The sequence below is a fragment of the Nocardia brasiliensis NBRC 14402 genome (genome assembly GCF_000308475.2).
GTDB classification, from domain to species: Bacteria; Actinomycetota; Actinomycetes; order Mycobacteriales; family Mycobacteriaceae; genus Nocardia; species Nocardia brasiliensis.
In genome coordinates, this window is record NZ_BAFT02000003.1 from 1 (window position 1) to 19,715 (window position 19,715).

General features: G+C 67.7%; 14 protein-coding genes and 1 pseudogene. 3 read left to right on the top strand and 12 right to left on the bottom strand.

The genetic code is table 11. The annotated features are described in order from the left end of the window. Window positions 1–998: 998 nt before the first annotated feature. Entirely contained in the window at window positions 999–2,984 is a 1,986-nt protein-coding gene (locus TY25_RS40260) for an Hsp70 family protein (RefSeq protein WP_146154053.1), read from the bottom strand. Between the two features lie 597 nt (window positions 2,985–3,581). Here TY25_RS40260 and TY25_RS00465 point away from each other — a divergent pair. Continuing rightward, a complete protein-coding gene (locus TY25_RS00465) occupies window positions 3,582–4,343 on the top strand; it encodes an SDR family NAD(P)-dependent oxidoreductase (RefSeq protein ID WP_042253269.1) in 762 nt (253 codons plus the stop codon). 250 nt (window positions 4,344–4,593) lie between these two features. On the opposite strand, the gene TY25_RS00470 is transcribed toward TY25_RS00465, so the two are convergent. The 8 genes from TY25_RS00470 to TY25_RS44590 all read right to left on the bottom strand — a co-directional run bounded on the left by TY25_RS00470 (window position 4,594) and on the right by TY25_RS44590 (window position 13,211). Then, complete coding sequence (locus tag TY25_RS00470; protein WP_052382710.1) at window positions 4,594–6,177, bottom strand: FAD-dependent oxidoreductase; 1,584 nt, start codon at window positions 6,175–6,177, stop codon at window positions 4,594–4,596. Between the two features lies 1 nt (window position 6,178). Beyond that, window positions 6,179–7,183 carry an AurF N-oxygenase family protein gene (locus tag TY25_RS00475; RefSeq protein WP_042253270.1) on the bottom strand — a complete coding sequence of 335 codons (1,005 nt, stop codon included), beginning with the start codon at window positions 7,181–7,183 and terminating at the stop codon, window positions 6,179–6,181. Between the two features lie 235 nt (window positions 7,184–7,418). Then, the gene (locus TY25_RS00480; protein WP_042253271.1) at window positions 7,419–8,630 is read right to left on the bottom strand and encodes an Hsp70 family protein; all 1,212 of its coding nucleotides are present in this window, start codon (window positions 8,628–8,630) and stop codon (window positions 7,419–7,421) included. A gap of 522 nt (window positions 8,631–9,152) precedes the next feature. Continuing rightward, a complete protein-coding gene (locus TY25_RS00485; protein ID WP_042253272.1) occupies window positions 9,153–10,148 on the bottom strand; it encodes a sulfate/molybdate ABC transporter ATP-binding protein in 996 nt (331 codons plus the stop codon). Next, a complete protein-coding gene (gene cysW / locus TY25_RS00490; RefSeq protein ID WP_042253273.1) occupies window positions 10,145–10,951 on the bottom strand; it encodes a sulfate ABC transporter permease subunit CysW in 807 nt (268 codons plus the stop codon). Before cysW ends, TY25_RS00485 begins: the two co-directional genes overlap by 4 nt. Further along, entirely contained in the window at window positions 10,948–11,781 is an 834-nt protein-coding gene (cysT, locus tag TY25_RS00495) for a sulfate ABC transporter permease subunit CysT (RefSeq protein ID WP_041563583.1), read from the bottom strand. Before cysT ends, cysW begins: the two co-directional genes overlap by 4 nt. Window positions 11,782–11,872: 91 nt before the next feature. Beyond that, window positions 11,873–12,919 carry a sulfate ABC transporter substrate-binding protein gene (locus tag TY25_RS00500; RefSeq protein WP_042253274.1) on the bottom strand — a complete coding sequence of 349 codons (1,047 nt, stop codon included), beginning with the start codon at window positions 12,917–12,919 and terminating at the stop codon, window positions 11,873–11,875. A 202-nt stretch (window positions 12,920–13,121) separates the two neighbouring features. Beyond that, on the bottom strand, window positions 13,122–13,211 hold the full coding sequence (locus tag TY25_RS44590; RefSeq protein ID WP_324191976.1) for an Ms4533A family Cys-rich leader peptide: 90 nt from the start codon (window positions 13,209–13,211) through the stop codon (window positions 13,122–13,124). Window positions 13,212–13,282: 71 nt separating this feature from the next. Between TY25_RS44590 and TY25_RS00505 the strand changes: the two genes are divergently transcribed. Next, window positions 13,283–14,344, top strand: a complete 1,062-nt coding sequence (locus TY25_RS00505; RefSeq protein WP_042253275.1) for a M48 family metallopeptidase — start codon at window positions 13,283–13,285, stop codon at window positions 14,342–14,344. Between the two features lie 81 nt (window positions 14,345–14,425). Here the strand turns inward: TY25_RS00505 and TY25_RS00510 are convergent, their stop codons facing one another. Continuing rightward, window positions 14,426–14,713, bottom strand: coding sequence for a hypothetical protein (locus tag TY25_RS00510; RefSeq protein ID WP_063602685.1), 288 nt, complete (start codon window positions 14,711–14,713; stop codon window positions 14,426–14,428). Window positions 14,714–14,824: 111 nt separating this feature from the next. On the opposite strand from TY25_RS00510, the gene TY25_RS00515 reads away from it, so the two are divergent. After that, window positions 14,825–16,810, top strand: a complete 1,986-nt coding sequence (locus TY25_RS00515; protein ID WP_088606967.1) for a glycoside hydrolase family 15 protein — start codon at window positions 14,825–14,827, stop codon at window positions 16,808–16,810. An 8-nt stretch (window positions 16,811–16,818) separates the two neighbouring features. Here TY25_RS00515 and TY25_RS00520 read toward each other — a convergent pair whose 3' ends face one another. Together TY25_RS00520 and TY25_RS43140 are read right to left on the bottom strand one after the other, a co-directional pair. Next, window positions 16,819–18,624, bottom strand: a complete 1,806-nt coding sequence (locus TY25_RS00520; protein ID WP_052382711.1) for a dynamin family protein — start codon at window positions 18,622–18,624, stop codon at window positions 16,819–16,821. Window positions 18,625–18,683: 59 nt separating this feature from the next. Next, window positions 18,684–19,715: pseudogene (locus TY25_RS43140) on the bottom strand (hypothetical protein); the annotation flags it as partial.

The window sequence follows — 19,715 nt, forward strand, 5'->3', positions numbered from 1 at the left end:
CAGGAACTCCGCGGGGCGACCCTGCCGACGCTCAGTCGGCATAGCGGGTAGCGGCGGAGCGGTCACGCACCCCCTTCTGAGCTGACGCACCAGTTCCGTGTTCCCGCACCGCATATGGCATGGCAGAGCGGGTGCGCGAACGCAGAAGAGGTGCGGGAATGGTAGAGAACGCGGCGACCGAGTCGCGGGTAGCCGCGCTCGCAACTGCGAAGTCCGCGGACGGGGCGCGGCGAGATCGGACCACTGACCATCAGCCCGCCTAGAGGCGCACTGAGTACCCGACTACCCCGGGGTGATCCGTGTTGTGCACTCGCCCGGGGTGATCCGTGTTGTGCACTCGCCCGAGCAACTCCGGGATCGCCCCAGCGAGTGCCGATCTGTCTGGCAAGACCGTGCGCGGCGGTCGCTTCGAAACGCACGCCGCCTGCCTCGCCGGCACCGCACCTGCCGACACGACCTAGATCTTGCTGCCACCCGAAACGGAACCGCGCTCGAACTCGACTTGCCGCTACCGCCAGCGCAGAAATCTCCGCACGCCCGCTCAACAGGGTGCCGCCCAAACGCAACGACACCTCGGCGTCGCCCCCAGCAGCGACCGCCGCACCGCAACTACGGCAACTTCTTGCTGCCACCTGACGAGGAACCGCCCGAGATGGAATGGTAGATCCACCGAAAGTCGAACCACCAGAGGTAGATCCAACGGAAGTGGAACCGCCGGAATCGAAACCACCCGAGGTCGAACTGAAGTGGAACCATCCGAGGTGGAACCGCACCACCGCCCGGCCCACAACGTGTCGTACGAGCGACCTCCCAGACGCCGCCCGAGCAGCGACCGCCGCGACGGCTGCGCGCAACGAGGGCTAGCTCTTTCGGCCACCCCAAAACGAAACCACTAGTGCAGAAACCACCTCACCCCTGCCCATAGGGCGCCGCACAAACGCAACGACCCCTCTAACATCGCCCGAGTGGGTGCGTCGATGCCTGCGCCGCGACGAGGGCTAGTTCTTGCTGCCACCTGACGAGGAACCGCCCGATGAGGAACCGCCGGAGGAGGAGCTGTCGGAGGTGGAGCCACCTGACGTCGAGCTGCTCGACGTGGAATCGCTCGACGTGGAACCACCCGAGTCGGAGCCACCCGACGTCGAACCACCTGACGTCGAACCACCGGACGTGGAACCGCCGGAAGTAGAACCGCCAGAAGTGGAACCGCCGGAAGTAGAACCACCAGAAGTGGAACCGCCGGAATCGGATCCGCCCGAGGTGGAACCGCCGGAATCGGAACCACCCGACGTCGAACCACCGGAAGTCGAACCACCCGGCGTGGAACCGCTGGTCGACTCTCCCGACGTACTTCCACCCGTGGTGACACCACCGGTCTCGGTGGAACCTCCGGCGGCGGGTGTGGAGGTACCGCCGGAGGTCGTTCCACCGGCACTGGTGCCGGGGGCGGAAGGGGTTGTGCCGGTGCCGATTCCGGAGGTGGGGAGGTCGGTGATCGGTCCGGTGGCGGGCACGCCGGGCATCGTGCCGGGGTCCGGCACCGCGGGTGTGGTCCCTGGTTGCGGAGCGGGGGGGATGGCACCGGGGGCGGGCGGTGCCGCGGGGGTGCCCGCGATCGGCACGGCAGGTTGGCCGGGGGTCCCGGGAGTCGCGACGGGTGGCTGACCGAAGGGCAGGGGGTTGATGAAGTAGGCCGGGTTCGCATAGGGCGAACCGTGGTATCGGTCTGTGGTGTCGTAGGTTCGGGGCTCGTTGTGGTCGCCGCGACGGGATTCGGCGAGGGTCGGGCCGAGGGGCGTCGAGTGCGCGACAGGCGTGATGAACTTGCTGTACGCGGACGGGCGCGCCAGGCCGGTGGAGGCGGCGAGTGAGCGCGGCGGCGTCCAGCCCGCCGGGGAGGCGATCCACGCTTCGTGATTGCCCGCGATCCGGTCGAAGCCGGTGTCGTACAGCGCGCTGTCGTTGGCAGGCATATCGCCGCCCGGGAAATGCTCGAGGATCGGCGACGCATCGGGCCCCGCGGGGCTGCCGAACACCGTCACCGCCGACATCGCCACCGCGGAAACGACAGCGGCACTGGAGAACACCGCGACGCGCGGGGCGTTCTGCTTACCGCCGGACGCGGCGAGCGCCATCGTCCGCGCAGCCCGCAGGGCGGCCCCGGCAGCCACGGTGTGCCCGGGATCGGCCGAAACCACCAGGGGGCGGCCGAGTTCGGCGAGGGTGCGGGCGACCTCGGCGGGACGGGACGCACCGCCGATCACCAGGACGCGACTGATATCGGAGAGGGTGAGGTCGGCCGAGCGCACGACATCGCGCACGATTTCGAGCGTGTCGTGCACATGCGCGGCGCGCAGACCGTCGATGTCCACCATGGACAGCATCGACGTCGCGGTGGCCGCGCCCGGCCCGGCTTCGTGGGCGTAGCGCGCGATCATCGCGCCGAGTGGCCGCCCGCCGAAGTCGAAGGAGCGCACCGGCTTTCCGACCATGGGATGGTCGTCCCAGTCGGGCCCGACCCGCACGATGGTGACATCCAGACTGGTGCCGCCCAGGTCGTAGACCAGCACGAAACCGGGTTCCAGCGGACCGTGCTCGGCCTCCAGCCATTCCGCGGCGGCGACCGGCTCGGGCACCAGCTCGACATCACCCGCCCCGGACAGATCCAGCGCCTGCCGCAGCAACGCCACGTCCTTGGCGGAATACGTTGCTGGATAAGTGGTCACCGCACCGGACTCGGCCGCGGTCGGTTCGGCCGCACGCAGCCCGTTCACCACCGCGGCGACCAGGTTGGCGGGCGACCAGATGCGCCCGCCGACGATCATCGGCTCGGGGTCTCGGCTCAGGTCGGCGAAATCCGTTACGGCCATGGTGAATTGCGGGATGCCGCCGACGCGCAGTCCGCCCGCGCTGTCGAAGGTCACCGCGGTGCGCCTGCTGCGCACGACGGGCCGGGTTCGCGCACCGGTAACCGAAGCCGTCATAGAGTTCACTGCGCCGATGCTGAAACCCAGACCTGTGGTCATATGCTATCCCGTCAACGTACCGAGACCACGTCCATCACACAGAGAACCATGTGGCCGCGGTCGTCTTCCAAACAGCCAGCACAGATTAGCTGCTCGGCTCGCTGGAAGGATGCGGAATTGATATGAACGGCGCCGAAATGGCGTGAAACGTTTAGCTGCACAGCGCAATGATCCGGATCACCTGCGACGATGCAGAGCGGCAGCGATGTTCAGCCCGCTGGACAGTCGAAGGTTGAACAACACATCACCCGATCCCGTTATCACGTAGCGATCCGGACAATGTGCAGATGCACGAATATCGAACGGCCTCCCCCACCGAATCATAAGTTACCTCAACACACTGACCGGTCGGTAACTAAACCATTGCCAGCCCAGCTCAATTCGATCACCTGTACCACTTCACCGGAATTAGCTCCGACTACACGCGCAAACCGATGACACGTCAACGCGACGACTGTTTCCCGCCAGCGCAGGCACCTGCCGCGGACTTGACTGAGTACTGCGACCGCACCACAGGACGGTGAGATCGCAAGGACCAGAAGGGAAATAGACAAGATGACAACACGGTTTGCGGATCAGGTCGTGCTGATCACCGGCGCCAGCTCCGGTGTGGGCAAGGCCGTCGCGTTGCGGGTGGCGGCCGAGGGCGCGGCGGTGGTGCTCGGCGCGCGCGGCAAGGACGCGGGCGAGCGGGTGGCCGCCGAGATCCGCGCGGCGGGCGGACGGGCACTGTTCGTGCCGACCGACGTCACCGTGGAACAGGACGTGGCCCGGCTCACCGAGGCCGCGGTCACCGAGTTCGGCAGGTTGGACGCGGCGTTCAACAACGCGGGCGCGGTCAACGCGTTCGGGCCCGTCGCCGAGATCGACGAGGCGGGCTGGCGCGCCGACCTGGAACTCAATCTGACGAGCGTGTTCTACGGCTTGCGGCACCAGGTGCCCGCGCTGGTCGCCACCGGCGGCGGCGCAATCCTGAACAACGCGTCGAACCTCGGCGTGGTCGGAATGGGCTCGGTCGCACCGTATGTCGCGGCCAAGCACGGCGTGGTCGGCCTGACCCGGGCAGTCGCGCTGGAGGCCGCCGAGCAGGGCGTGCGGGTGAACGCACTGGTCTCCGGCGCGGTCGATACGCCGGCGTTCCGCAATTCGATGGGCGCGACGCCGGAGGGCGAGGCAGCCATCGCCGCCCTGCATCCAGTCGGCCGGATCAGCACGCCGGCCGAGATCGCGGGGTTCTGCGCGTTCCTGCTCAGCGCGGAGGCCGGTTTCGTCACCGGCGCCGCCCTGGCGATCGATGGCGGTTTCACCGCGCGCTGACGCACTCCGGCGAGCGGAATACCCGGACGGGCCGCCGTGCGCGGCCCGCCCGAGCCATCAGCGAGGACGACCCGACGCACCTCGCTGGAACAGGCAGGTGATGACACTGCGGACTTCGTAACCGCGTCACCGGTGAGTCCCCGCCCACTTCTATCGTGGACGGACGCGGCCATAGCGGCAAGGCCCAGAAAATGGGGCTACGCAAACTGCAGACCCCTCGCGGATCCTGTGATCCACGAGGGGTTTCGAGTCAGGAGCGAGCCAGCAACCGGCGCACCGGACCGACGCGCTTGGCCGCACCCGCGACCCGCACCGCAGGCTGCCGATGCCGGATCAGCCGATCGAATTCCGCTGCGCTGCCGCCCGGTTCGGGCAGCCGTCCGGCGTTGTAGTCGTCGGCGAGCTGCTGCACCGTTTCCTGCGCGCAGGACTTGTTGGTGCCGATGAAGCCGGTGGGGCCGCGCTTGATCCAGCCGGTGACGTACGTGCCGGGCAGCACTGCGCCGTCGACCCGTTCCAGTACACGGCCGTTCAGGTTCGGGATGACGCTCGCCGCGTCGTCGAAGGGCAAGCCGGGCAACGCGACGCCCCGGTACCCCACCGAGGTGAGCACCAGACCCGCGTCGAGACGTTCCGTCGCCCCGGTGGCCACCGCCCTGGTGCGCCCGTCCGCGTCGGTGACGAGTTCGTTGCGGCTCACCTCGATGCCCGCGACCCGGTCGGTGCCGACGATCTCGGTGGGCGAAGCCAAGTAGCGGAACACGATTCGCTTGCGCTCGCCGACCGGCCGGTTGCGCACCGTGTGCAGCAGCCGCAGCTTCTGCTCGACCTGGTACGGCAGCCCCTCGGTCAGCTCGGGCAGGTCGCCCTCGATCACGATGTCCACGTCGGAGCCGAGCAGGCCGACGAATTCCGGCACGGTGAAAGCGGATTCGAGCGGACCGCGGCGACCGAGGATCACCACTTCCTCGATCTTGCTCTCGCGCAACGCACGCAGCGCGTAGGGCGCGATATCGGTGCTGGACAACGTTTCCGGATCGCTGGTCAGGATGCGCGCGACATCGAGTGCGACGTTGCCGTTGCCGACGATCACCGCGCGCTGCTGCGACAGATCGAAGAGCCGATCCGCGTGATCGGGATGCCCGTTGTACCAGGCGACGAAGTCGGTGGCGGAGACATTGCCCGCCAGCCCCTCACCGGGTACGCCCAGCTTGCGATCGGCCGAAGCGCCGACCGCGTAGATCACCGCGTGGAAGTGGTCGAGCAGTTCGTTGTGCGAAACATGCGCGCCCACTTCGACATTCAGGTACGACGCGAAGCCGGGCTGTGCCGAGATGACGTCGAACAGCTCGCTGACCTTCCGGGTCTTCGCGTGATCCGGCGCGACACCGTGCCGGGCCAGCCCGTAGGGCACCGGCAGCCGGTCGAACACGGTCACCGCCACGTCGGGCTGGGTCAGCAGCTCGTCCGCCGCGTACATCGCCGACGGGCCGGACCCGACGATGGCCACCCGCAGCGGCTGGCGCTCGGCCCGGATCTCGGCCGCGGGCACCGGCTTGGCCAGCAGCGGACGCGGCCGGGCCTGCCGGTAGAAATCGGCGTTGATCTCGATGAACGGCTTCTGCTCTTCGGTCAGCTTCTTCGATGACACGATCGCGTCCACCGGGCAGGCGGTCGCGCAAGCACCACAGTCGACGCACGCCTTCGGGTCCACGTACAGCATGTCCGCGGTCAGGAAGTCGGGCTCGTCCGGCGTCGGGTGGATGCAGTTCACCGGGCAGGCGTACACGCACGAGGCGTCACTACAGCACGACTGCGTGACGATGTAGGGCACGTCAGCCGGCCTTGACCGCGCGCAGCGGCTCGGAACGGTAGCGGGTGGTGTGGCCGTCGATCTTGAGCAGCTTCCAGACCGCCTTGGAGATCGGGTTCATCAGGCCGATGTCCTTGGCCAGCGTGCGCACGTCACCGAAGAAGTCGCTGAACTCCTGCTTGGATTCCTTCGACCCGTAGAACAGTTCCTTGCGGACGTAGTCCGGGATGTCGAATTCCTTCCAGAAGGAACGCGGCGGGGTGAAGATCGAGCGGCCGAGGATCCACATCACGATCGGCATCGCGATCGAGAGCACGAACCGGTTGAACGCGTTCGACTCGGGCACGTGGATCTTCAGGAACTCGTGCGCGAAGGAGATGTGCCGCGCTTCCTCGGCCACGTGAATGGCCATCACACCACGCATGATCGGGTGCACGTCCTCGTCGGAGCGCAGGATCGCCTTCTGGATGTGGTCGATCGGCTCCTCGCCGGCCAGCACCGCCATGAAGAACAGGTTGGGGAACCACGCGGCCACCGGCGCACCGAGGTACTTGAACTTGCGCACCAGCGGACCCATACCGGGCACGTCGTCGCCGATTCGGTTCACCATCTCCTGGAACATCAGGGTGTGGTTGTGCTCCTCGATCATCTCGTGGGAGCAGTACCGGAATTCGGGCGAGCCGTTGGGCAGGCCGAAGTTGTGCGTGACCATGCCGCTGATCAGGATCGACTCGAACTGCAGGCCGACCTTGGCGACGTTGGCCTGGCGGTATTTGCCGATCGCGATCTTGCGCTCTTCGGACTGCGCGAGGTACCAGGGGTGCCGGCCCAGCGGGTCGGCCGACATCGGCAGAATCCACCGGTGCGCGCCCGTGTTCGGGTCGAAGTCCGGGTTGTCCCAGTCGATATCGTCGAAGGGGTCGAAATGCTTGTTGACCGAGCCCTCGGAGAGCAGTAGAAGCGTCGCGGCGTACTCCTGCGCCTTCTCCAGATCGGGGTCGATCGGGGGCGTCACGGCTGCAGACATCGTCGTCACTGCCTCTCTCTTCGAAACGTTTACCTGTACCCCATGGTTACACCTACAGGCTGTCACGTCAACCCACGAAGCGAGTACCCCGAAAAGAGCTGGTCGAACGATCAGGAGGAAATGGTGGCGGCGGATCGCAAGAGGCCGCCGCCCTCAGTTCCCCCTCACCGGAAAAGCGGCGTACCCGGTGGCGATCGCCCTCGTCACGAGCACCACCGGGTACGACCGCCCGCGGTCAGCGCAGGGTCGCGAGCTGCGTCATCCCCACGATCACCCCGTCGGCGGGCAAGGCGAGCGCCATTCCGACGCCCGCGACCGACAGCCCCGCTGCCAGCGCCACCCGGCTCAGCCTGCGCTTCGTCCGCTGCGAGAACACCATCGCCCTGGTGGCCGCCCGTCGATGCGCGCCCCCGCCGCGCCGTTTGCCGTGGTGCTTGCCCGCCGACTCCTCCGCGGCGACCGCCGCCCGGCGGCCGATGATCGCCGCACCGTCCGCGATGGTCCGCTCCGGATCCGGGGCGGTGATCACCGGCCGGGCCAGTTCCCCTGCCAGAACCTGAGCCACCTCGACCGGCCGCGCCGCGCCGCCGACGACGAGTACACAGTCGACATCGGCCATCGTGACGTCGGCGATGCGCAGACATTTGTAGACCAGCTCCAAGGAGGCCCGCACATGCCTGGTCCGTAGCTCGTCGGCCGTCGTGCCGGTGACCGAGGCGGAAATGGAGTCCGACGGCAGGCCGTGCCCGGCGCGCGAGGCGACCAGGGCGCCGAAGGCGCGGCCGCCGAACTCCGACGAGCGCAACGGCTCGCCGACGATCGGATTGCGGGGACAGCCTGCCCCGACCCGGACCAGCGTGACATCGAGGCTGGCCCCGCCCAGGTCGTAGACCAGCGCCAGGCCGGGCATGAGCGGGCCGCGGTCGGCCTCCAGCCAGGTCGCCGCGGCGACCGGCTCGGCGACCAGTGCGACGTGGTCGAGGCCGATCGCGTCCAGCGCCGCGCGCAGATCACCGACGTGCGCGTCGGTATAGCGCGCGGGATGGGTCAGCGCGATGCCGACCCCGTGACCGGCCTCGTGGGGAAGATCGAACAGTGCCTCGCTGATCAGGCATTCGGCCACCACCGCGACCAGGTCGGCGGGTGAGAGTGCCCGATGCCCGACGCGGGCCGAGACCACGGAGCGCTGGGAGAGATCGGCGAATTCGGTGATCGCGCGGCCGTGCCGCGGAATCATGCCGACCCGGGCGAGGCCGGTGCTGTCGAAGGTGAGTGTGGTGCGGCGGGTGATGGATTGGGCACGCGGCGGCCACCGGCGGCCCGGCGGAGCCTGCGGCGAGGGCAGCTGACGCAGCCAGCGGGCTGGGTGGGCGCCGCTCGAACCTTCCTCCGCGAGAGCGGAAACCGTGTTCACCGTGCCGATGCTCAAACCCAGACCAACCGCCATCGCAATCCACCTGATCGCCGAGCCGATTTGCTTCGAACTCCGTCCACGCAACCACTCCGCGACTCGCCTGCCAACCACCGGACACCCTATTGTCCGCCGCCCGCCTGTTCTGAAACAGGTTGCATAGCACAACGATCAATCCTGGTCACCTGCCCTGGAGTGCGCGAATCGCACCGACGTCCGGATTTCCCTGCGACACGCCGACATTCGACCGTGTCCCATCCCGGGTTGCCGCCCGACGCCGCACCGGACGCCGATCCGGCATCGCATCCGGATACACGTTCTCACATGCAGTGATAGCCCCTAACAATCCCTATTCGCCGGACACGGGGGCCGCGGCGCGCGATACTGCGCAGACTCGCCGGAACGACACGCTGAGGCCGGTCGTCCGGTCGAGCCGTGCGGGTCACCGCCGCAACTCTGTACCGGACAATGCGGCAACACTCCGGTGGCCGCGCTCAGCGGATAACCTTGCGCCAGCACAAGATCAGCAACGTCGCAGCAGCCGGTCGGCGCGACGCCTCACGGTGCGGGCAGCTCCGGGATCCGGGTGGCTCGGGCATAGACCGTCTCCCCGTCCGCAAGGCGCAGCGCCTCGGCGTCACCGCGGGTCACCTGGGCCGCGAAGAGATCGCCGGTGGCGGCATTGCGCAGTTCCACCCGGACCTCGAACCCGAGATGCACCACGCGCTCGACCGTCGCCCGGGTGACGCCCGCGGATTCGGCGGTGCCCTCGTGCTCGGCCAGCGCCATGCTCGGCTCGCGACCGACGCGAATGTCGTGCGGGCGCACCAGATGTCCGTTCAGCCGGGCCACGGCGCCGAGGAACGACATCACGAACTCGTTCGCCGGACGGTCGTAAACGTCCTCCGGAGAACCGATTTGCTCGATCCGCCCCTTGTTCATCACCGCGATGCGGTCGGCCACATCGAGGGCCTCTTCCTGGTCGTGGGTGACCAGCACGGTGGTGACGTGCACCTCCTCGTGCAGTCTGCGCAGCCAAGTACGCAGGTCCGCACGGACTTTGGCGTCCAGCGCGCCGAACGGCTCGTCGAGCAGCAGCACCTGGGGGTCGACCGCGAGCGCGCGCGCCAGCGCCATCCGCTGGCGCTGACCGCCGGACAGCTGAGCCGGGTAGCGATGCTGGAAGCCGTCGAGGCCGACGATGCCGAGCAATTCGTCCACCCGCTTGGCGATTTCGGCCTTGGGGCGCTTGCGGATCTTCAGGCCGAACGCCACGTTGTCGCGCACGGTCATGTGCTTGAACGCGGCGTAATGCTGGAATACGAAACCGATGTCGCGTTTCTGCGGCGGCACCCGCGTGACGTCGTTGCCCGCGATCACCACGATGCCGGAGTCGAGCGACTCCAACCCCGCGATCGACCGCAGCAACGTGGACTTGCCCGAACCCGAGGGCCCGAGCAGGGCCGTCAGCTCGCCGGACGGGATATCGATGGTGACATCGTCGAGCGCGGCGAACGAACCGTAGTTCTTCTTCGCATTGGTCACGGTGATCATTTGGCGCCCCGCTTGCGTTCGAGGAGGATCATCAACAGGAGTGTCACGAGCGCGAGGCCCATCAACAGGGTCGCGGCGGAGTAGGCGCCGAAGGTGTTGTGGTCGTTGATGTATCGACCGTGCACCAGCAGCGTCAGGGTCTGCGACTTACCGGGCAGCGCCGAAGAGACCATGATCACCGCGCCGAACTCGCCGAGCGCGCGGGCCACGGTGAGCACCACGCCGTAGGTGAGGCCCCACCGGATGGCGGGCAAGGTGATTCGCCAGAACGTCTGCCAGCGGGTGGCGCCCAGGGTGGCGGCCGCCTGCTCTTGTTCGTCGCCGATCTCGTGCAGCACCGGCTCGACCTCGCGCACCACGAACGGGAGCGTGACGAAGATGGTGGCGATCACCATGCCGGGCAGATTGAAGATCACCTTTAAGCCGATGTCCTCCAGTCCGCCGAACCAGCCGCCGGCACCCCACAGCAGGATCAGCGCGACACCGACCACCACCGGCGACACCGCGAACGGCAGATCGACGATGCCCTGAACCAGGGTGCGCCCCGGGAATTTTCCGCGCACCAGCGCGATCGCGGTGACGACGCCGAAGATCACGTTCACCGGCACCACGATCGCCACGATGATCATCGACAGCTGGAACGCGGAGATGGCGGCGGGCGTGGAGATCGAATCGATGAACGCGCCGATCCCCTTCTCGAAGGTGCGATACAGGATGATCACCAGCGGCAGCACCAGCAAGACGACCAGGTAGCCAAGCGCCACCACCCGCAGCGGAATACGGGACCACACAGAGAGTTTCAACGCGTCTCCTGTTCCTTGCGCACGCTGCGTTCGGCGAGCAGGCGGAGCACGAGCAGGGTCGCGAACGAAATGACCAGCAGGGCAACCGAAACCGCGGCGGCGTTGATCGGCCGGTCGATCTCGATCTGCTTCTGGATGTACTGCGAAGCCATTTCGGTCTTGCGCGGGATGGCGCCGCCGATCAGCACCACCGAGCCGTATTCGCCGATGGCGCGGGCGAAGGCGAGGCCGCCGCCGGAGATGATCGCCGGGGCCAGCGTCGGTAAGACGATGCGGCGGAACGTGGTCCAGTTGTTCGCGCCCAGCGAGAGCGCGGCCTGTTCCACCTCGCGGTCCGCCTCGATCAGCACCGGCTGCACCGACCGCACCACGAACGGCAACGTGACGAACGCCAGCGCCACGATGAGGCCGGGCTGGGTCGCGTTGAGGTGGATGTCGATCGGGCTCTGCGGTCCGTAGAGCGAGAGCAGCACGATGCTGGCGACGATGGTCGGCAGCGCGAACGGCAGGTCGATCAGCGCGTTGACGATGCTCTTGCCGGGGAACTCGTCGCGCACCAGCACCCAGGCGATGAGCGTGCCCATCACCACGTTGATCACCGCGACCACCACCGAGACGAACACCGTGATCCGCAACGAGTCCAGCGCCGCGGGCGCGGTGACCGCGCTCCAGAAGCCGGACCAGCCCTCGTCGAACGAGGTGACGGTGAGTGCGGCCAGCGGCAGCAGCACGATGATGCTGAGCCACAGCACGGCGGTGGCGATGCCGAGCGGGCCCACCGAGCCGGTCACGCGCAGCCACGACCAGTTCACGCGCCCGGCCGGGCTCACCTTCTGGGAACCGCCGGAAACGGGTGCTGCCCCGTCTCCGGCGGTGCTGCTGTCAGTCACAGTCGTCCAGTATTCCGTCCGTACAGCCCGGCTACTTGGTCGCTTTGTCGTAGATCACGGCGACCGAACCGGTGTTCGGGGTGAACAGCTCCTTGTCCACGGTCTTCCAGCCGCCCAGGTCGGCGATGGTCCACAGCTGCTGCGGCGTCGGGAAGTCCTTGCCGAACTCGGCCGCCACCTTCGGGTCGACCGGCCGGAAACCGGCTGCGGCCCAAGCCCGCTGCCCCTCCGGGGTGTACAGGAAGTCGCGGAAGGCCACGGCCTTCTCCTGGTTCTTGCTCGACTTCAACACCGCGACCGGATTCTCGATCTTGAAGGTGACCGGCGGCACGAAGTGCTCGATCTGGTCGCCGTTGCGCTCGGAGAACAGCGCCTCGTTCTCGTAACTGAGCAGCACGTCACCGGTGCCCTGCAGGAACGTCTCGGTGGCCTCGCGGCCTGACTTCGGCTGCACCTTCACGTGCTCCTTGGACACCAGCTGGCTCAGGTAGTCCAGGCCGGCCTGCGGGTTCTTGCCGCCCTCGGACTTGGCCGCGTACGGCGCGAGCAGGTTCCACTTGGCCGAGCCCGAGCTGAACGGGTTCGGGGTGACCACCTCGATACCCGGCTTCAGCAGGTCGTCCCAGTCCTTGATGCCCTTCGGGTTGCCCTTGCGGACCACGATCGCGACGACCGAGCCGAACGGAATTCCCTTGGTGGCGTCGGCATTCCAGTTCGAGTCGACCAGCCCGGCATCGACCAGGCGGGTGATGTCGGGTTCCACGGAGAAGTTCACGACATCGGCCTCGGCCCCGTCCTTGACCTTGCGGGACTGATCACCCGAGGCGCCGTAGGAGCCGTTGACGACGACGTTCTTGCCCTGCTCGGTCTTGTTGAACTCCGGCACGACCTTGTCGAAGCCGGGCTTGGGCACCGCGTAGGCGTAGAGGTTGAGCGTGCCACCGCTGCCGTCGGCACCGCTGCCCCCGACCGTGTCACTGGCTCCGCCACCGCAGGCGGTGAGCACGACCGCCGCGGCTGAGGTGACGGCGATGGCAACGGCGCTGCGGCGCGAGAAGAGCCGAGTTTTGCGAGACATTTCGGGTGGACCTTTCCTACTGGCTGCCGACTCGGAGCGTCGAGTGGCACAGACATGCTGGTGGATCGGTAGACCTGTCGCCGGAATTATGCGGCAATGGCGTGACTGTCGGCCGGAAGGCCGCCGGGGGTTCGGGGACGTCTGCGAAAAAGTTGCACGCCAGTCTACGAAGTAGGGACGCGCAGCCGTGCCCGGTCGCCGATCAGCGACAGAGAATGTCGGCGACCGCGAGGTTGCCGACCGCGATCAACGCCAATTCATGGCGGACCAGCGGGACGACACTCGAAGACACGGGCAGACTGTAGCAGAGCACGTTGTGTTAGTTCGAATTACAGAGTTCCAGGAAGAGGGGGGTTTCATCCCATGACTACCAGCCCGGATCGGGTCCGCGCGCGATTTCCCGGCATCAGCACCCGCGCGTGGGAGCATCCCGCCGATCGCACCGCCTTGGTCACACTGCGCACGCTGTCCGGTTTCGACGCCATCCTGCGCACCCTGTCGGGTTTGCTGCAGGAACGCCAGCATCGGTTGATGTACCTCGCGACGGCGGTGCGGGTGGACGAGCGGCAGTTCCGTTCGCTGCATCAGTTGCGTGAGGACTGCGTCCAGGTGCTCGACGCGCGAACCACGCCGGAGATGTTCGTGCTGCAGAGCCCGCAGGTGAACGCCTTCACGATCGGCATGGACCAGCCGTTCATCGTGCTGACCACGGGTTTGATCGACCTGATGGATACCGAGGAGTTGCGTTTCATCGTCGGACACGAGCTGGGCCACGCACTGTCGGGGCACGCGGTGTACCGCACCATGCTCATGCATTTGCTGCGGATTTCGGCCAGCTTCGGCTGGATGCCGGTGGGCGGCTGGGCATTACGCGCCATCGTCGCCGCGCTGATGGAATGGAGCCGGAAATCCGAGCTCTCCGGCGACCGGGCCGGGCTGCTGTGCGTGCAGGATGTCGACACCTCGGTGCGGGTGCACATGAAGACGGCGGGCGGCACCTGGATCAAGGAGATGAATCACGGCGCGTTCCTGGCCCAAGCCGATGATTACGAACGCTCCGGCGACCTGCGCGACGGTGTGCTGAAACTGCTCAACCTGGAACTGCAGAGCCATCCGTTCTCGGTACTGCGGGCTTCGGAGCTGCGCCGCTGGATCCAGAGCGGCGAGTACGACCGCATCCTCGCCGGCGACTACCCGCGGCGCGAACACGACAAGAACGCCAGCATCGGCGCGGAGATCAAGGAGGCCGCCCGGACCTACCGCAACAACTTCGACCAGTCCGAGGACCCGCTGATCCGTACGGTGCGCAATATCGGCCGCGACGTCGGTTCCGCGGTGAGCACGGTCGGTCAGGAGGTCGGCGACACGGTGTCCAAGATCGGCAAACGGTTCAACGACTGGCGCTCGGGCGAGCAGAACAACTAGCTCGTCAGCGGGTGAAGAGCCAGGCGACGACCACCAGCACCAGCAGGGCGATCAGGGCCAGCTGGACGCGCGAACGTGGCATCAGCGGGCACCGCTCTGCACGGGCCTGCGCGGATCGCCGGGGAGCAGCACCGCGTCCGGGTCGGCGGTGAGGGTGGCGGCATCGGCCAGCACCCGCACCGCGGGCTCGGCGGGGTGTTTGCGGTCGAGCACCCGCAGCGCGGCGCGCAACACCCGGTCCAGCGCGAAGGCGATGGCGAAGCAGATCGGGACCATGCCGACGAGCACGACCAGGAACTGCGGGATGAACGGGAGTCCCGCAACCCACAGCTCGAAGCTGTCCCACCAACCTGCGATGTGATGTACCACGAACCCAGCCTAGTGCGTCCACCTGAGAGACGAGCAAGCCCGATGCCGGCGCGGGCCGAGACGGCCGCCGTCACCCCTATTCGCAGGCTAGGGGCATAGATACTGTGAGGTATGCCGTCCTCCGATGATCTCACCGTCGACGAGCCGTACGACCTGCCGGTACCCAGCCAGCTGACCGAGCCGCGGCACGGCGCCTTCCCGCCGATCGACGACTACGCGTTCCTGTCCGACTGCGAGACCAGCTGCCTGATCGGCAACAACGGCGCGGTCGAGTGGATGTGCGTCCCCCGCCCGGATTCGCCGAGCATCTTCGGCGCGATGCTCGACCGCAGCGCGGGCCACTTCCGGATCGGCCCGTACGGCGTGAACGTGCCCGCCGCGCGGCGCTATCTGCCGGGCGGGATGATCCTGGAAACCACCTGGCAGACCGAGACCGGCTGGCTGATCGTGCGCGACGCGCTGGTGCTCGGGCGGTGGCACAACAACGATCAGCGCTCCAAGACCCACCGCCGCACCCCGATGGACTGGGACGCCGAGCACATGCTGCTGCGCACGGTGAAATGCGTGAACGGCACCGTCGAGCTGGAGATGAGCTGCGAGCCCTCGTTCGACTACCACCGTGCGACGGCCCGCTGGGAGTACACCGGCAAGGTCTACGAGGAGGCCACCGCGGTCCGCACCGACGACCCGGCGGCAGGCCCGACGCTCGTGCTCACCACCGATCTGCGGCTCGGCCTGGAGGGCCGCGAGGCCAGGGCGCGCACCCGGATGCAGGAGGGCGACGACGTGTTCGTCGCGTTGACCTGGTCGGAGCTGCCCGCCCCGAAGACGTATCAGGATGCGGCACAGAAGATGTGGCAGACCACCGAGTCCTGGCGACAGTGGATCACCCTCGGCAACTTCCCGGATCACCCGTGGCGCAGCTACTTACAGCGCAGCGCGCTGACGCTCAAGGGCCTGACCTATGCCCCCACCGGCGCGCTACTCGCCGCGTCCACCACCTCACTGCCGGAAACGCCTGGCGGCGAACGTAATTGGGACTACCGCTACACCTGGGTGCGCGACTCCAGCTTCGCACTGTGGGGCTTGTACACCCTCGGGCTCGATCGCGAGGCCGACGACTTCTTCGCGTTCCTGCGCGACGCGACCACCGGCGACAACGGCGATGCGGTTCCGCTGCAAGTGCTTTACGGCATCGGCGGGGAACGCCTGATCACCGAGGAGACCCTCGACCACCTCAGCGGCTACGACCGGGCGCGCCCGGTGCGCATCGGCAACGCCGCCTACAACCAGGATCAGCACGACATCTGGGGCACCATGCTCGACGCCGTGTACCTGCACGTGAAGTCGCGCCAGCAGGTACCGGAAACGTTGTGGCCGTTGCTGGAACGGCAGGTGCGCGCGGCCATCGCGCGCTGGCGCGAGCCCGACCGCGGCATCTGGGAGGTACGCGGCGAGCCACAGCATTTCACCTCGTCCAAGGTGATGTGCTGGGTCGCGCTCGACCGCGGCGCGAAACTGGCCGAACTGCACGGCCAGATCGAGCACGCGACCGAGTGGTACACCCTCGCCGACGAGATCAAGGACGACATTCTCACCCACGGGGTGAACAGCAACGGCGTCTTCACCCAAACCTATGGCGGCGACACCCTGGACGCCTCACTGCTGCTGGCGGTGCTGACCCGCTTCCTGCCGCCGGACGATCACCGGATCCGCGCCACTGTGCTGTCCATCGCCGACCGGCTCACCGAGAACGGACTGGTGCTGCGCTACCGCACCGAGACCACCGACGACGGATTGTCCGGCGCCGAAGGCACTTTCACCATCTGCTCGTTCTGGCTGGTGTCCGCGCTGGTCGAAATCGGTGAGGTGCAGCGCGCCAGGCACCTGTGCGAGCGCCTGCTCGGCTTCGCCAGCCCCCTGCAGCTCTACGCCGAGGAAATCGACCCGCGCAGCGGACGCCACCTCGGCAACTTCCCCCAGGCGTTCACTCACCTCGCCCTGATCAACGCGGTCACCCACGTCATCCGAGCCGAAGAGAACCGCCCCGCCAGCGGTTTCCAACCCGCCCACGTACCAGCGAACCGCCCCGCCTGAGCGCGGGGTCAGCCGGTGACGAGGCCGTCGGCCTGTTCCCGCAGTTCGCGTAGTTTGACGATCTGCTTGTCCAGGTCGGCGATGCGGTCGCCGCTGCGGTCGCCGTACTTCTGGTAGGCGGCCTCGGCGAGGCGCAGGGCCTCGTCGGCCTGCTTGGCTACGTTGCCGGCGATTTCGGTGAAGTGGTCGCGCAGGACACGTTGCATGGCGCGCAGGCGATTTCGTGATTCCTTGCTGACCTGGAAGATCACGTCGTCCATCAGCCTGGACACCGCGACTTTCGCCTCCGCGCGCCGTCGTGCCTTCAAGTTCTTGCGCTCGTCCCACAGCGCGTTGATGCCGAGGAGCACACCAGCGCCGATCGAATACCAGTTCACCAGCGACATCTTGAGGATGCTGGTGACCAGACCGACCATCAGGATGCCACCGTAGGAACCGCGCAGGGTGGACAGCAACTGTTGCGTCACACTGGCTTTCGCGCTTTCGAGCGGCTCCAGTGGCTGCACCGGCTCGAGAACCTCACCCGGGTTCTCCAGCCGCAGGTCTGGCAGCGGGGCAACGCGGTTGTCCGCCAAGAACTTCGAGGCCACCTGCTCGCACAGTTCGACCGACCGATAGTGCGCCATCACGAAGTTCTCTTCGACCGCCTCGCAGATCCTGGCGTCGAGATCGGTACCAAATTCTTTCCAGCGCCGGGCAGGATCGGTCTGCGCGATCTCCGCTTCTGCATCACGGATCAAACTGCGCAACCGGTGCCGCAGATCGTGTTCGATATCGGCCATCAGTTCGGTGCTGCCGTCGACCAGCGTGACCTGCCAGTTCGATGTGCGCTGCCGCAGCTGGTCCGCGTCGTCCCGGGCGCGGACGAGTTTGTCGGTGATCTCGGCGCGCCGGCGCGGATCGCGCAGCGACTCGACCTCGTTGCGCAGGGTCAGCGCGAGATGGTCGCTCACCAGGCGGATGTCCTGCACGGCGGCGTCGAGCGCCACGCTGTCCGCGCGCGACACCACGTAGTCGCGCAGGTGGTCGATCAGTTGCGGCACACCGGATTCGATATCGCGCTGGTAGTTGCCGGACAGTCCCGCCTGCCGGTGCAGTTCCGCCGAGACCGGCGCCACCGCGAAGCCGAGCCCGGCGGCGTCGAGCAGTTCCCGATTGCGCTGCTGGGTGTGCGACCAGTGGGAGAACTGGTCGATCTTGTTGAGCACGCAGATGACCGTCGGGCAGATCTGCTGGATGCGCTGCAGGTAGGCGATCTGGTCGACGGTGAGTTCGGTGGCCGCGTTGCCGACGTAGAGCACGGCGTCGGCGGCGGCGATCATCGACCAGGTGGTGTTGTCGGCGGCGCCGCGCGTGCCGGGCGCGTCCATCACCACGACGCCGTCGGCCAGCAGCGGGCTGGGCTGGGTGAATTCGGCGCGGATCACGCCGAACGCGGAGATGGCGGGCCCGGGGTCGAGCGGATCCACCGACTGTCGTTCGGTCCGTCCGTCGACCGAACGCACCAGTGTCGCAGTCGGTTCCGGCCCGTACTCGACGATGACGGGCACGCTCAGGTCACTGTCGGTGGCGCTGACCGACGCGCCGACCAGGCTGTTGACCAGCGTGCTCATCCCGTTCTTGGGCTCGCCGACCACGACCAGCCGCACCCGTGGGTCGCTGACCCGGGCGCGCACCATGCTCAAACGACTGCCGAGGTCGTCCCGCCCCGCGAATCCGGCGATCTCCCGCAGCTCGTCGAGTATCCGGATCAGCGGCGCCATCGCGTCCGGGTGTTTCACCGTCGCGGCCTTCAGCCCGGCTGCGGCAGACAACCGTCCTCCTTACAGTGGTTTGCTTTCGATCTGCACGGGACGCCCCCTGCGTTCCGGTGTTACAGCAACGCTATGTCCACGCCGCCCGGGACGATGTGGTGGGTCTCCGCCAGGGTCGATTCCGGCATCAACCCGCCGGACAGACCACCGCTCGCGGCGACCGTGAGCGGCGCGTGATCGGTGTAGGTCACGTGATCCACGACCTGCACCGAGTCCCCTGCCGGATAGTACGGCCCGACGTTGATCGGATCGGAGATACCGTGCGGCTTCGGGTCGACGATCGGCGGCTTGTAGGTGGGCACGGGCGCCTGGGTCGGCGTCGGCGCGTGGTAGGTCGGCGGCAGATCGGCCGTCGGGGCCGGCACGTTGTGCGTCGGCACGTCCCGGGTCGGGATGTCGTGCGTCGGCACCGTCGCGGTCGGTTCCGGCTGGGTGGCCGTCGGCACGTCGCGGGTGGGCGCGGTCGGCTGCGTCGGCTGGGTGGTGATGTCGTCGCCCGCACCGCTCGTGGGGCCGGTGGGTGCCGTGCCCGGAGTGGTCACGTCGTCGTCCGGCGACGTGGTCGGGACGTGGGTCGACGGCTGGGACCCGGTCGTCCCCGGCACCTTCGTGGTGGGGTCGGTCTGGCCGGTGCTCGGCTGGGTGTGCGGCGTCGTCGGAGTCGACACGCCGGGCACCTTGGTCACGTCAGGGTTCGACGTCTTCGGCACGGACGGCGTGGTGACGTCGGACGGCACCACCGGGGTCGTCGGCACCGTCTTGGTGATGGTGGTCGGCGAGTTCGTCGTCGACGGGGTCGAGACATCGGTGGGACGCGAATGGTCAACCACCGGAGTCGGTTTCACCACCGGCGTCGGACGCGCCTGATCGAACAACGCGGGCGTCGCGGCGGCCGGCGCGGTGAGCACCGAGGGACCGGCCGGCGGGGCGCCGATGACGTTCGCGATCGGCGTGCTGGCCGCATCGGGCTGGATCGTGGTCTGCAACGGGGTGGCCACCACCGGCTGCGCCGCGCTCGCCACCGGAGCGACGACCGCCGGGGCCACGACCGCGGGCGCGACGGCGACCGGCGCGACCGCAGCGGGCGCGAC

Coding starts and splice junctions, on each gene's coding strand:
- TY25_RS40260 (WP_146154053.1), bottom strand. CDS start 2,984: ATGACGGCTTCGGTTACCGGTGCGCGAACCCGGCCCGTCGTGCGCAGC.
- TY25_RS00465 (WP_042253269.1), top strand. CDS start 3,582: ATGACAACACGGTTTGCGGATCAGGTCGTGCTGATCACCGGCGCCAGC.
- TY25_RS00475 (WP_042253270.1), bottom strand. CDS start 7,183: ATGTCTGCAGCCGTGACGCCCCCGATCGACCCCGATCTGGAGAAGGCG.
- TY25_RS00480 (WP_042253271.1), bottom strand. CDS start 8,630: ATGGCGGTTGGTCTGGGTTTGAGCATCGGCACGGTGAACACGGTTTCC.
- TY25_RS00485 (WP_042253272.1), bottom strand. CDS start 10,148: ATGATCACCGTGACCAATGCGAAGAAGAACTACGGTTCGTTCGCCGCG.
- TY25_RS00500 (WP_042253274.1), bottom strand. CDS start 12,919: ATGTCTCGCAAAACTCGGCTCTTCTCGCGCCGCAGCGCCGTTGCCATC.
- TY25_RS00505 (WP_042253275.1), top strand. CDS start 13,283: ATGACTACCAGCCCGGATCGGGTCCGCGCGCGATTTCCCGGCATCAGC.
- TY25_RS00515 (WP_088606967.1), top strand. CDS start 14,825: ATGCCGTCCTCCGATGATCTCACCGTCGACGAGCCGTACGACCTGCCG.